13 protein-coding genes are annotated in these 12,157 nt (G+C 55.6%); 9 read left to right on the top strand and 4 right to left on the bottom strand.

Annotated features, from left to right (window positions below; all coding sequences use genetic code 11):
• Nucleotides 1-284 precede the first annotated feature (284 nt).
• The 4 genes from J2Y39_RS15310 to J2Y39_RS15295 form a co-directional block, all read right to left on the bottom strand.
• Entirely contained in the window at nucleotides 285-530 is a 246-nt protein-coding gene (locus J2Y39_RS15310) for a hypothetical protein (RefSeq protein ID WP_186728448.1), read from the bottom strand.
• 57 nt (nucleotides 531-587) lie between these two features.
• Nucleotides 588-974: a helix-turn-helix transcriptional regulator gene (locus J2Y39_RS15305; protein WP_310218582.1), complete on the bottom strand. Its 387-nt coding sequence runs from the start codon at nucleotides 972-974 to the stop codon at nucleotides 588-590.
• 153 nt (nucleotides 975-1,127) lie between these two features.
• Nucleotides 1,128-1,295, bottom strand: a complete 168-nt coding sequence (locus J2Y39_RS15300; RefSeq protein ID WP_186728450.1) for a hypothetical protein — start codon at nucleotides 1,293-1,295, stop codon at nucleotides 1,128-1,130.
• Between the two features lie 83 nt (nucleotides 1,296-1,378).
• Entirely contained in the window at nucleotides 1,379-3,136 is a 1,758-nt protein-coding gene (locus J2Y39_RS15295; RefSeq protein WP_310218581.1) for an N-6 DNA methylase, read from the bottom strand.
• A gap of 452 nt (nucleotides 3,137-3,588) precedes the next feature.
• Here J2Y39_RS15295 and J2Y39_RS15290 point away from each other — a divergent pair, with 452 nt between their 5' ends.
• From J2Y39_RS15290 to J2Y39_RS15250, 9 genes are all read left to right on the top strand, one after another.
• Entirely contained in the window at nucleotides 3,589-4,317 is a 729-nt protein-coding gene (locus J2Y39_RS15290) for a TnsA endonuclease N-terminal domain-containing protein (RefSeq protein WP_310218579.1), read from the top strand.
• Nucleotides 4,314-6,281, top strand: coding sequence for a Mu transposase C-terminal domain-containing protein (locus J2Y39_RS15285; protein ID WP_310218577.1), 1,968 nt, complete (start codon nucleotides 4,314-4,316; stop codon nucleotides 6,279-6,281). The genes J2Y39_RS15290 and J2Y39_RS15285 overlap by 4 nt, the downstream gene beginning before the upstream one ends.
• Nucleotides 6,278-7,222 carry a TniB family NTP-binding protein gene (locus J2Y39_RS15280; protein WP_186728453.1) on the top strand — a complete coding sequence of 315 codons (945 nt, stop codon included), beginning with the start codon at nucleotides 6,278-6,280 and terminating at the stop codon, nucleotides 7,220-7,222. Before J2Y39_RS15285 ends, J2Y39_RS15280 begins: the two co-directional genes overlap by 4 nt.
• Nucleotides 7,219-9,063, top strand: coding sequence for a TniQ family protein (locus J2Y39_RS15275; RefSeq protein WP_310218573.1), 1,845 nt, complete (start codon nucleotides 7,219-7,221; stop codon nucleotides 9,061-9,063). Before J2Y39_RS15280 ends, J2Y39_RS15275 begins: the two co-directional genes overlap by 4 nt.
• Before the next feature lie 628 nt (nucleotides 9,064-9,691).
• The gene (locus tag J2Y39_RS15270; RefSeq protein WP_186611276.1) at nucleotides 9,692-10,030 is read left to right on the top strand and encodes a hypothetical protein; all 339 of its coding nucleotides are present in this window, start codon (nucleotides 9,692-9,694) and stop codon (nucleotides 10,028-10,030) included.
• A 31-nt stretch (nucleotides 10,031-10,061) separates the two neighbouring features.
• Nucleotides 10,062-10,499 carry an antitoxin Xre/MbcA/ParS toxin-binding domain-containing protein gene (locus J2Y39_RS15265; protein WP_310218570.1) on the top strand — a complete coding sequence of 146 codons (438 nt, stop codon included), beginning with the start codon at nucleotides 10,062-10,064 and terminating at the stop codon, nucleotides 10,497-10,499.
• A 114-nt stretch (nucleotides 10,500-10,613) separates the two neighbouring features.
• Nucleotides 10,614-10,838, top strand: a complete 225-nt coding sequence (locus J2Y39_RS15260) for a hypothetical protein (protein ID WP_310218568.1) — start codon at nucleotides 10,614-10,616, stop codon at nucleotides 10,836-10,838.
• Between the two features lie 91 nt (nucleotides 10,839-10,929).
• The gene (locus tag J2Y39_RS15255; protein WP_310218567.1) at nucleotides 10,930-11,364 is read left to right on the top strand and encodes a hypothetical protein; all 435 of its coding nucleotides are present in this window, start codon (nucleotides 10,930-10,932) and stop codon (nucleotides 11,362-11,364) included.
• 49 nt (nucleotides 11,365-11,413) lie between these two features.
• Entirely contained in the window at nucleotides 11,414-12,064 is a 651-nt protein-coding gene (locus tag J2Y39_RS15250) for a hypothetical protein (RefSeq protein ID WP_310218565.1), read from the top strand.
• The last annotated feature ends 93 nt before the right edge of the window (nucleotides 12,065-12,157 follow it).

Genomic DNA, 12,157 nt, shown 5'->3' with positions numbered 1-12,157 from the left:
TTTTTTCCGTTGTTCTAGACCCAAATCCAGCTCCTAAAGAGGGCAGACTAGTGGTCGAACCATTTTTCTACCACATGGGTGGCTACTGACCGGAGATCGGGGGGGGGGGGTGATCAATTCTGAGAAGGGCTCACACCAGGAGCGGCAAACAGGAGGGCGGTGATTGACCATAACGTCCAAACACATGCAGCGAGGCCGGCCGGGCAACCTGGGAACAACGCAGTGGGCTTACTGAGCAAACCCGATCCGTTGGCGACAGGTGCGCCAGACCCGAGTAAAACCGTTCAGATGGCTGACTTTTTATACACGGCGATACGGCCGGCCATGCGTGCAAACACCAGCCCATAGTGTTCAAGATTGGCGCGTACGTGTTTCCCGAAGCGATGGCGCGTGGATCGGTGCAGTGGCGCCCAGGTCACTTCGCCAATGATCTCGCGAATCTTGCGCTCTTGGCCGAGCGGCATTGCTGCAACGTTGTGTTTCAGGGTTTCCGAAGCCTTGTCCCAATCCGAAGTCTGCGTCGTGTTCATCTGTAGCACCTTAAAAGTTACAACTTTTGTATTGGTTGATGATGTTTTATTTTCGCATCAACCACGAATGGTGATTTCGATGCGGTCGACGTCCACATCAAACGTGAGCGCCAGACCGGCTTTGGCTTCCGCGAGGGTCAGGGCCTTCACCTCGCCTGCCTTCGCGGTAATGGCATCCCCATCGACTGATGGCGTAAGGGGCGCTTGCATCAGCGATCCCAAAATGTCATCCGGAATGTCGTACCCAAGTGCCTTGTTCAAGGCCAGCCAGGTGGTGTCGACGCGAGGTCGAGCGAACTCCCCGCAGTCAGGTTCTTCGTAGCGACGCGGCATGACCACATGGATCTTGGCTTCGCGGGCCAAGGCCGAGCGGCTCATGCCAAGCGACTCACGACGGGCTTTCAGGGCGGCTGGGAACTCGGGAGAGGATGGGTAGGGAAGCATGATGACTCCTAGGCGGTGGCTGTAGGAGCAAATCTATCTTGTCACTGGTAACTTGTCAATATTAAGTTGCAACCTGTAAGTTTGATTTTTGGTGGCCTTCAGGGGTCGCTGAGCGACCTCAGCGACGAGCTGGGTCGCGCGGCCCTGTCGTAGCTAGCGCCAAAACTCGTCTGAAAGGGCTGCCTGTTCGTGTTTAAGCTCTTCAGTGGCCGCTTGAAGCCGCGCTTCGGAGTCCACTGCGTCGCGCATTTTCTCGGCATCCAGTTCATCCGGCACAGAAACCGACAACTCTTTAAGTGATGCGAGTTGCAGCGTAGGCATCGTCGCCCCGACCATCAAGCGACTCGGGGCACTTGGCCTGCCGCTGAGCGGAGAAACGTCAGAAGGCTACGGTGCAAATCGGTTTAGAGTTTCCACAGCGCTGAAGCGATCTTGGATTGCTTCTGACGCAACGCCTCAATCTCCGATTGCACGGACGCCTCCTCTTCCAAAGCTTCGACGGCCATTCCTTGTTGTACGATATTCATCGTCGGTATTTCCAGTTCTTTGAGCGCCGAACCTTGCAGAGTGGGAATGCTGCTCCCTACGGTTAGTCGGCTGAGTTGGGCCTGTCCCATGGGCGAACGCAAGTAGACCATCAGCGCTCCTGGGTCGTAATGGCCAGACGGCCGGGCGCGTAGAATGGCCAACGATTGGCCTGCAACCCACCCACCCGCTCCTCTTTCAGGAGCGGATTTCACGATGCCGACCTTCCCCACCGCCCCTTTTAGGCAAATCAACACGTCGTTTCGCTGGATAAAATAACTCTGTGCCTTCGCGGTGCTGAGATCGAATAATGAGTCTTTGCTTGCGCTTAGCACATGGCCATAGTCGGGTAGGTCGGCAGCCTGAATTTCTCGAACAAATACTCCTCGCGCGCTCGTTGCGTGCTGACGCGCACGAACAACTTCAAAGTGATCGAACATTTTGGTGGTGTGCTGCATGGCCAGCACTGCGCTCAGTTTGCGTGTTTGCTCGTCGAGCAAATAACGACCTATCTCAAGATTGCATTCGTCTCGCGCAATCGCGCTGACGGCGACATTGATCGCCATCAGATTGTCATCGCGGTCCCGCGTTGCCCTAAGCAGCTGTGGAAGTTTGGCCAGTTCGGTGTCTTTTCTGAGGCCGCTGGCGGTGAACTCCTCCGTTATCTTCACGAATCGAATGGAGTCGGAAGGTTTCACCGTATCGAGAATAAGCACTGAATTGGCAGTCGAAGATCGAGAGAACAGCCCGTCAGGTAGTCCGATGACGGTGTGGATCATCCGTTTCTGAAGCAAATCAGCTCGAAGCAGCCTTTCAGCGCCCGCATTAAAGAGTAAACCATTCGGGACGACGACCACGATTTTGCCCTGAGTCTGGGCCAGGAGGTGTCTGATACTTAGAACGATGTTCGAATGAGTCTTTTCTGGAAAACGATGGTGTGGATCGTTCTCGATGTCTTTCAATGAATAACGCTGAGCTGGTTCAAGGATGCTCAGGCTGACCGGGAATTGTTTGAGTTGGCCCGGCCCTAATTCGACAGGTGAGAGAACCGGGTCGTTTCGGTGAGCATTGGGATGCGCACCACTGAGCTGAGCCAACACCAGATCCACCATCAAGGGGGCTGGGGAGTCGATCCAGCAATCAATGTTTCTGCGTCGACAGCGTGCCGCGAGTTGGCCCGACCGTTCCCATGGCAGGTAGATTTGATCAGGAGCGTCAAAAGTCGCGAGGGAAACCAGAAAATTGGCCAGGCTCGGGGCGATAGCGCTCGTCGCTGGTGTTGGTTCAGGTGACCAATACAGTACGTCGTCGGCGCACCATTTCCGTAGCTCATGCTTCTCTAGCATGACGACCTTTTCAATCAACAGCGGAAGGTGCTGCAAGAGAGTCGCGTCGACTGTCCAAGACGTACTGGTCAGGTGAGAGGAAATCAGCGGCTGTACGCGTCTGAAATTGTCTGCTTGCTCCTGCGGCGACAAGTTCATTTGACGGGGTAGCGTGAGATCCACCGGCAGAGATTCGGTACGCGATAAGCTGGCCCACGCTGTGGTTTGCAAAACCAGCGGCAGAGCTTCGGCCCAAGACAGGCCAACTAAAACCTCCATCAACTGTTCGAGGAGTTGCTCATCTTGGGTCATTGGCGTCTCGTGCAGGTGGAGGGGCAGAGCGCATTAGGTTAGACAAAATCGTAGCCATCGTCAAAAAAGTATTGATTACTTTTTAAGGTCTCGCTATGCTTCGGCTCATTAAAGCAAGCTGATGGGGGTGGTTTGAACGCTAACGAACCATCTCCGACACCGTTTTTTGGACGGTAGTAGAGGTGCCGAGAATGGCGATTGCTGCCTGGGGTTAGTTACGTAGGCATTTATCCGCTACCACTGGTCGAAAATTATTCGTAACTTACTTTACTTATTATATCTAGTTGAATTGTGTGAGGTTTTCAATTTATTGAATTGCTGGTAAAAATTTTGTCTCGATGTTTTTTGTTGTTTAAGTAAGCACAGTTTTTGTAGTTAATTAGATATTAAAGTCATTTGACTTTCTTCTACGACGAATAACACTTTCCAGTGCATCGTAGGAGCACACCAGCATGATCAAAGACATCGATAGTCCCTCTTTTGCAAGGGATGTTTCCCGCAGAATAAAGCGTGGGCGACGCGCACTCGTATTCAAATCGCTGAAAAGCAAGGGTGGCGATTTGCGCGTTGAAAGCGCGCTTGAGCGCGATATCGGCGTGATGCTGGATATTGATCCGCGCGTGATCGAACTGACGGCGCAGCCCTTCTCTCTCGAATTGCAGAGCAACGAGGTGCTGCCATCTCGTCAGCATTACTGTCCACGGCCTGGCGTTAAGCCGCGTTTCTACACACCCGATTTCCTCTGCCGACTTGATGATGGGAGCGCTCTGGCCATTGATGCCAAGCATTCTCAGTTTATTGAGGAGTTCGAGGCTAAGCGTGCAGGCATTGAGAGCGGTCTTCGCCAGCACGGTATTGGCTTCATGATCATCCCAGACACCGTAGTGTCGCCCACGGTCATGCAGGCACTGTCTAGCCTGCACCATCTGCGAGCAGATTATCTTGAGTCGACTCGTGCGACAGCGGAAAGAGAAATATGCACCTTGCTCGACTCCCGTTCCGACTGGTTGACCGAAGAACTTTCCTTGCGTTTGACGTCTGGCCGAATCGGAGTACTAGCGGGTTTGCTGATTGGGTTGCTGACGGCCGATTTGTCAATTCCCCTCTTCTCGCCAACCAGCACAGTACGTGCGGCTAATGGCGATCTGTCTCACCTCCAGTTTTTGGAGGTGTACCCATGAACCGCGCCTTGTCAGTCGACAGCATCATCCTCGAACGCGGCCAGGTGCGCCGGGTAACGTCCATTCGCCCGGAGATCGCTCAAATTGTGTTGCAAGGCTCGTTGGGTGAAGAGTTCGTCCTAAACATCGATGAATTCCAGCAACGTTTCGCGCAAGGCCAATACCGTCGTATCTACGGTCCAACGATGTCCGCCGTCCAGCCCTTGCCGGTGCGCAACTTGACGCAGAGTGAGCGCGATACGCTGGATCAACGGCTTGAGCTGCTTGAGTACATTGACGAAGCGCGTCGTGACGGTTGCTCCTGGCCAGAGACAGTTGAGCGTCTGAAGGCCCGCTGCGACCAGTTGAAGGTGGCCCTACCCTCCACGCGGACAATTCAGCGCTGGCGCAAGTCGTCGAACCTCGCTAGCTCAATGGACCAAATGGCACCGCGATTTAGTGCCCGTGGCAATAAACGTCGGATGGAGACCCTTGAAGATCTGGATTTCGAGGAAACCGTGACCGATGAAATCATGCGGTCGTACTTTCAGACCGACAAATTTAACGTCAGTCAGATCACCAAATTGGTGAACCACCAGTGTCGAGAGCGTGCTGCTCAGCGAAACGCGCCATTTCGTGGCATTTCGCGCCGCAGCGTCAGTCGTCGTATTCATGCGATGGAGCACACTATGATCACCCAAGGCCGAGTGTCGAAAGCTACGCACGATCAAGAGATGCGCACGGCGATCCGCAAGTTGCTGGTCGAGCGCCCTTACCAACGAGTCGAAGTTGATGCCACGCCGCTGGACATTTTTTGCTGCGATGCACAGGGCCAGCCGATTGGTCGGGCTACCTGTTATGCAGGTATCGACGCGGCTACTGGTGCAATTGTCATGCTCAAATGCAGTATCAAAAAGCCCTCTCAGGACTTCGTATTGTCCGCGCTTGAATTTTGCTTTTCGCCAAAAGGTGAGGCATTCAGCGAGCGTTATCGGCTAAACAATCCCTGGTTGGTTCCGGCGGCAATCGAGACGATCGTTCTCGACAATGCGCAGGAACATCACGGCGGTGTGGTGCTGAATGCACTGCGTTATCTGAACACCACGATTGACTACCCGATGGCTGGAAAGCCGCAGGCCAAACCATTTATCGAGCGGTTTTTCGGCACGCTGAAGTCTGGTCTGATCAATACGCTACCTGGATCCACGAAGTCGCAGTCGTCATTGGAGCGTGACCCCATTGGTCGTGCGATGAAGGAGCGTTTGTACACCGTCGTGGAGCTTGAGGCTTTGATCATCAAATGGGTAGCGGACGTGTACATGCAATCCCCTCTTCAACGGTTGGAGCACCGCTTTGAACCCGGCTGCTCGCCGGCACGGGCCATGGAGTTGTTGAAGAGGCAACATTCAGTGATGCCACCGCCAGACCCTGTGGAGTTCAGGAATGCTTGTCTGCGTTATCACGCCGATGAAAAAACGTTGGGTCGGGAGGGTGTTTGTCACGACACCATGAAATACAACAGTTCCGAGTTGAGCAAGCTGTATCAGCGCCGGGGGCAAAAAACCAAGGTTAAGGTACGACTCAATCCGCTCGATTGCCGCTCGGTTTTCGTGGTCGATCCCGACGATGCCAATGCGTTGATCGAAGCGCACAACAAGCGGCCTGGGATGCCTTTGATCGGCTTTGAAGAGGCACGCAATATTCGCCGCTTCCTCGGGAAAAGCGATGCCGAGTTGTCAGGCGAGGACTACCAAATCGCTCATGTGCAGATGCTGAAAGAGGGTCGTGAGCGGGCGGTCGGTGGAAGTATGAAAAATAGGAATCATGCTGCGCGAGGGCGGGAGCGTGAAGACGAGCGGTTCAAGACCTTGCGCCAAGAATCGTCTCGTCCGGCAGTCGAGACGATTCTTGACACTCCGTCTATGACAGCAGTGCTCTCAGCCGCGCCGCGTCGCAAGAAATCCGTTGAAGGAGACCCACAATGAGTGCTCTGGTGAAGTACGAGTTGATTGAGCACGCAACCTTCAGCCAGGCACTTAGCCGTTTGGAGTCGACGGTCAAGCGTGGTCTGGCCGGCGAATCCTTGATCCTGCCGATCTTTGGACCGACCCGGGTCGGCAAGAGCGAACTGGTGAAAACTGTCATGGCCGACAACGTGCCAAAAGTGGTCGACGGCATTCGACGTATGCCCATTGTGCGCGTCGTAACGCCGGTAAATCCAACGCGTCGCTCCCTGCCTATTGCCTTGCTGGAGGGTTTGGGTTCCCCGCGCTATAACCGTTACAGCTCTGAAGAGCTGACTCGCATGGCTTGCGAGTTGATCAAGATTACCGGGACGAGAGTCTTGGTCTTCGATGAAATGCAACATTTTGCCGAGCGTGGTTCTCGCACTGCTGCCCGGGAAGCGGCGGACTGGTTGAAGGTGCTCGGCGAAGAGATGGGGCTGACCTTGGTGCTCACTGGATTGCCTTTGGCAAATGAGGTCTTGATCCGCAATGAACAACTGCGCGACCGCGCTGAAGCCGTGTTCGAGTTTCGTCCCTACAACTGGAATCACGAAGGCGAGCAATTGGAGTTTCGCCGTGCCCTGTTGTCATTGACTGAAGCATTTAGTGATGCTGGCTGGGTCATTCCCGATGCGACAGACTTGGATTATGCCAGACGCGTCTATGCCGCCTGCTTGGGGCGCATTGGCATGCTGGTGAAGCTGTTCCATGCCGCGGAGCATTTGGCAACGAATCAGCGCATTACGGAGCGGACCTTGGTCCGCGCCTACGCGGAAGCAATCAACACCCGCTTTCTCGAATTTAATCCCTTTGAAGGCAACCCCCCAGTAGAAAGTCTGCTGGTGCAAGGGTTCGCCAGAATGTTGACCGAGGCACACATGTCTGTGCCCCGGGCCGTCGCAAAGGGAGTGGCGTCATGAGCTTGATCGTGCGTCTGCAACCGCATTCCGATGAGTCTCTGCACGGTTTTCTGCGACGGGTCAGTGAGCGTAACCTGGCCCCAAGCCTTAAAGCCTTCTTGGCCAGCTTCGGGGTGAAATCCCGGTTGGCCTACAGTGACACGGAGCTTGCCCGGCTGGCGGAGATGTTGCACCTCGATGCTGCCCAGTTGGCCGTTCGCCAACCTGCTCCAGACAGTTGCAACGTCATGCTTCGCCCCAAATATCAGATCCGTGAGGGTTACAAGGTATGCCCCCGGTGTATTGCACAGCATCCTTATCAACGCATCGGTTGGGGCCATGTGCTGATGACAGCCTGCCCTCATCACGACATCCAGTTGGTGTCGAGCTGCGTCGCCTGTAACCAAGGCTTCAATGCGCTCGGTCAGCTTGATCGCTGCGATTGCGGCCAGCCTTACGCGCAAAATACTGGCGTCACAGCCAGCGAGCAGACGCTGGCCCTTTCAGCACTCATGCTGGGTGTAGAGCATCCGGCTCGACACTCGCTGCCACCGGCTTGGCGCAGTGGTGTGCCTCCCGCCGATCTGGTCGATTTGTTGTGTCTGCTCGGCAAGCAGTTCACCGGCCAGAGTCGTTCACGTGGCAAGTCGACGGCCGATGAAATGATGGTAGAGGCGCACACCGGTTTTGGCCTGCTGTTGCAATGGCCGACGCGTTTCGATGAGGCTCTGCGCAGCCGCCTAGCCAGCACTGAGGGGCCCGGTTTGGCCAAACGATTGGGAGGCTGGTACCGCGAGTTGCATCAGCGCTACACCGATCCGGCGTATGACTGCATTCGGCAAGCGCTGGTCCAGCATCTGACCCATAACTTTGACGGACACCTTAACCTGCGGCTCAGCACCATCGATCCGCAACACCTAAAAGACAAGTGTTGGCTGACTTCGGAAGAAGCTGGACGTCTGATTGGAATTGGCTCGCAATTGATTCGTAGTGCGGTGACCACCGGCGAAGTCCGGGGCAAAGTCACTGTTAATGGCAAAAATCGATTCGTGTCCATTCACCGGGACGTCGTCGAGAAAGTGCGACAAGATCGCTTGCAATACCTGACCGCGACCGAGGTTCGACGTCGGCTAGGTGTCAGCAAAGTGGTATTTGAAAAGCTCATGCAATCCGGTGCTTTGGATAGAAAGACCAAGGCCCAACGTCCCTCGCTGGTATCCGCCGAATTTCTGGCTGTCGATGTCGATACATTGGTGAAGCGCCTGCATAAGGGCGTTCAATCGCGAGCGGTTGACGAGTCAGCCTGGGTGGGGCTGCAAGGCATCTCAAGCAAAAACGGCATCCCGGATACGCACATTTGTCAGGTTTTGCAAAAAATTCTGCACCAGGAAATTCTTCCTGTGGCGGTCATTGCTGAAGTGCCGGGCATCGCGGGTCTGCGCTACAACATGGATGAAATCAAAGGCTGTTTTGCAGAGGAACAGCTCGAACCGGTATTGAGCATTACCCAGCTCGCGCGTCTTCGCGGCTGGAAGCATGAGTCGATTAAGGAATGGATTGAGACCGGTTTTTTGAAGGCGCATCGAGAGTCAGTCAATGGCAAATTGCATTGGGTGATTCCGCTGTCCGGGTTGTTGGAGTTCACCTCTGAGTTTGCCGTGCTAGCCGACTTGGCGCGCCGCAACGATACGAAATCCATTTGGATGTTGCGAGGATTGGTACCCGGCGGGGTTGAACCTGCACTCGCACCAAGAACCGGCCAGGGTACTCGACGCGGCGTATTGCTGCGCATCGACGATTTGGTCAGGGCAGCCCAGCCCAGCAAACGAGAGCGTTTCAGTACCTCTCCTGTTTTGCCATAAGAGCTGGTTGTACGGCGCGAGCATTGAGTGGCGAAGTAACTGAGCCATGTGCGCGTATCGATCCTAAATGTGCGCGCCCTCGCAGTGAGTGTGATGGCTGGCGAGGTAGGGTCTGGAGGTAAGCAATGGCTCCTGTCAGTCCTTACGCTTTGCGCCAGCTGGCGCGCGCCAAGCGCACGGAGTTTGAGGCTCCCGTGACGGGGTATCTGATCAACGTGCGGATGGTTGCCTGTTGTTGTGTCGGGCAAGTGTACGGTCATGCGAAAGCGAGACCGGATGGTTGGCTGCGTGACGGACACACGATTCGAACGTCGGACATTTATCGCGTCGAGGAGCGGGAACCTCATTGGATCTGCATTACAGCGAGCGGCAGCTTTTATGTGATCGTCAGTTTTGCCCGAGAGGGTGGCCGTCGATCCTTGGACGCATTTCTCAGGATTTCGCTGAAAGGGGTTCATCCCACGGCACGCCACTGCCAGTAGAGGCCGCGTAAACCTGTTTTTTACGTAAACCGCACCGGTTTACGCAAAAAAACAGGTTTACGCAGCCTCAGTCGAGACTGTCAGGTGCGTTCCGTTGGCTGACTCGGCATCCATCGATGCGTCCATCCCGAGGTGGAGGTGAATTAATGCTGACCGACCGAAAAGTGCGAATGTTGCTCAGCGCCCTGCTGGAAAGTTACCCCGAGCAGTGGATCACCGGCTACCTCCTCGATGCCTATATCAGCAGCTATTGCGTGATAGGGACGGTTTACAAGAGCTTGGAGTACCGTGATGGGGCACTGATCCTTTCGGAGCCAATTAGCCAAGTGCTGGAGTATCAGCATCGGTATTTGATTGAAACAAGCGACCGCGAGCGCTTTCTCATCGTGAATTTTCACACTCACGGAGGACGCAAATCCCTGACGCATTTGCTGAGCTTATTCAGCACCGCTGCGCGGCTGGGCTCGCGATACTGCCTGCATTGAATTGAGGTGTTCTACCGCTCGGAGGAACGCGATGAGCCTGTTAGCCCGTGACGGCCAGATGAAGGATGCCTATTGGCAGCGTTTGGGCCTTCCTTCGCAAGGTGAGCACCTGCTGGGCTTGGTTCGCCTTGGCTTCCCCTTTGCTGTGTGGGATCACCTGATCAGTGTGTTTCAGCTGACGTCCCCTGCACTGAGAGCATGGCTGTCGATGTCCCCCTCAACGTTGAGGCGCCGACGCCAGCATGGGCGGTTTAATAGCCGTGAAAGCGATCAACTGTTTCAAATTGCTTTGGTGCTGGTGCACGCGAGCTGTCTCTTCGAGGGTGATACCGGCATGGCCAATGGGTGGATGGACACGCCGCAGTATGGACTCGGCGGGCGTCGTCCAAAGGACATGCTGGCCACGGCCGTCGAGAGACAGGCGCTGCTAACGTTGATTGGACAAGTCGAACATGGCGTCCTGAGTTGACAGCGAATTCGGATCGTCCTTCAAACGGCCTACTGCGAATTGCACTGGGTTCAGCTGCGGGTCGATCTGCCCCTTCTGCCACCGAGCAGTTGTAATGAACCTGAGGACATCCTGATGAATACGCTGGTACTGCGTCGCTTCAAGGGGGCCCTGGTCCTCAGCTTGCCGGATGAATTTGTGGCGCAGAACCACCTGAAGACGGGTTCGGTGGTGGAATGCATCAGGGTCGGTCAGGACATGCTCATCGTGCGGCCTGGTCGCAAAAAGCTGAGTCTGGAGCAACTGCTCGCCGAGACACCTGAAGACTCGCGGGTAAAGGGCTGGGAATCGCTGGGTTGATGGCCGTGTGGGCACCGGGGGCTTGTTGAGTGGTGCTCAGCGCAGCCTATAGGGAGTCGAACCGCGCTGCGCATAATCGAGGATGAGTTAAATGGTGGAACGCTATGACCGGATAAAGCTGCTGGAGGAAGTCTGGTCCGAGCCGGTGCAGGCGGTCGCTCCGCGCTACGGATTGTCCGACGTCGGGCTGAAAAAGCTCTGCTCACGCCTGCAAATCCCCACGCCGCCACGGGGTCATTGGGCCAAGGTCAAGGTGGGTAAGCGCGTGTCCCCGCGCCCCAAGCTGCGCGAATACACCGGCCATCCCGGTTATTTGTATCGCCCCGTCGGGCAGCCCTCTCCTCAGGCTCAGGCCACTGAAGTGGTGGACCGCCGTCTTCAGCAAGTACTGACCTTTGAGCAGCAGCCCGAAAACCAGATTGTGGTACCGGAGCGCATCAAGGTGTGGCATCCCGTTGTCGCGGCTGCGCGCGAAGCTTTAGTTCGACCGATTATTGATAAGCGCGGAATGCCTCAGACGCGGTAACGGGCTGAATATTTCGGTATCTGCCGCGCTGCAAAGTCGCGCATTGAGGGTGGCGGACACGCTCCTGAAGGCGCTGGAGAAACGTGGGTATATCGTTCAGCAAGGGAAACACCAGGTCGAGGTCGTGATGTTTGGCGACGCTCTGCGTTTACGCCTTTATGAACCGTCCTTGCGTTCAGATTACGTGCCATCAGCTGCTCAGTTAGCCGAAAAAGCCAAGGGCGGCTGGAGCTACTGGCCGAAATGGCAATTCACGCCGTCCGGTCGACTTCAGGTGATGGCCGATGATGGTTATGGCGGAAAAATCACGGACTCGGATCGTCACTCGGTAGAGCAACAGCTCAACAAACTCGTTGGCCTGATGGCTACCAGAGCGGTCGGGTTTCTGGTTCGCAATGAACGTCAGGCGATTGAAGACGCCGAGCGCCAGCGAGTTAGCGAAGTTGCGCTGGAGCGAAAGCGTCGACAAGACGCGGAAAAGCAGCGGCTGGCAAAACTTGAAGTCGATGCGCAGAACTGGCGGCGGGCGCAAGTCATTCGTGAGTATCTCAATGCTCTGGAAGAGAGCGCCGACCGCCGTGAGCATTCTATGGAGCAACTCGAACTGCTCCGTTGGGGACGCGCCAAAGCAGACTGGATCGATCCCCTCAAACCAGGCGTGGTGGACGTGTTAGATGAAGAGATTGTGATTCCTCGATAGCTGCTGTGCCGGTGAGTGAGGTGGGTCATGGTCGGTTGAAACCCCTAGGGAGGTGAATTGCCCTGTCACTACGGCCGGGCGAGACGATGAACG

It is taken from the genome of Pseudomonas sp. 2957 (assembly GCF_031456345.1).
Classification (GTDB): Bacteria; Pseudomonadota; Gammaproteobacteria; order Pseudomonadales; family Pseudomonadaceae; genus Aquipseudomonas; species Aquipseudomonas siliginis.
The sequence above is the reverse complement of the archived record's forward strand: the minus strand, read 5'-3'. Positions and strand labels throughout refer to the sequence as shown.

What these genes read in the sequence shown, in the direction of transcription:
- J2Y39_RS15305 (WP_310218582.1), bottom strand. Translation starts at nt 974, where the DNA reads ATGCTTCCCTACCCATCCTCTCCCGAGTTCCCAGCCGCCCTGAAAGCC.
- J2Y39_RS15255 (WP_310218567.1), top strand. Translation starts at nt 10,930, where the DNA reads ATGGTGGAACGCTATGACCGGATAAAGCTGCTGGAGGAAGTCTGGTCC.
- J2Y39_RS15300 (WP_186728450.1), bottom strand. Translation starts at nt 1,295, where the DNA reads ATGCCTACGCTGCAACTCGCATCACTTAAAGAGTTGTCGGTTTCTGTG.
- J2Y39_RS15290 (WP_310218579.1), top strand. Translation starts at nt 3,589, where the DNA reads ATGATCAAAGACATCGATAGTCCCTCTTTTGCAAGGGATGTTTCCCGC.
- J2Y39_RS15285 (WP_310218577.1), top strand. Translation starts at nt 4,314, where the DNA reads ATGAACCGCGCCTTGTCAGTCGACAGCATCATCCTCGAACGCGGCCAG.
- J2Y39_RS15265 (WP_310218570.1), top strand. Translation starts at nt 10,062, where the DNA reads ATGAGCCTGTTAGCCCGTGACGGCCAGATGAAGGATGCCTATTGGCAG.
- J2Y39_RS15260 (WP_310218568.1), top strand. Translation starts at nt 10,614, where the DNA reads ATGAATACGCTGGTACTGCGTCGCTTCAAGGGGGCCCTGGTCCTCAGC.
- J2Y39_RS15275 (WP_310218573.1), top strand. Translation starts at nt 7,219, where the DNA reads ATGAGCTTGATCGTGCGTCTGCAACCGCATTCCGATGAGTCTCTGCAC.
- J2Y39_RS15310 (WP_186728448.1), bottom strand. Translation starts at nt 530, where the DNA reads ATGAACACGACGCAGACTTCGGATTGGGACAAGGCTTCGGAAACCCTG.
- J2Y39_RS15270 (WP_186611276.1), top strand. Translation starts at nt 9,692, where the DNA reads ATGCTGACCGACCGAAAAGTGCGAATGTTGCTCAGCGCCCTGCTGGAA.
- J2Y39_RS15295 (WP_310218581.1), bottom strand. Translation starts at nt 3,136, where the DNA reads ATGACCCAAGATGAGCAACTCCTCGAACAGTTGATGGAGGTTTTAGTT.
- J2Y39_RS15280 (WP_186728453.1), top strand. Translation starts at nt 6,278, where the DNA reads ATGAGTGCTCTGGTGAAGTACGAGTTGATTGAGCACGCAACCTTCAGC.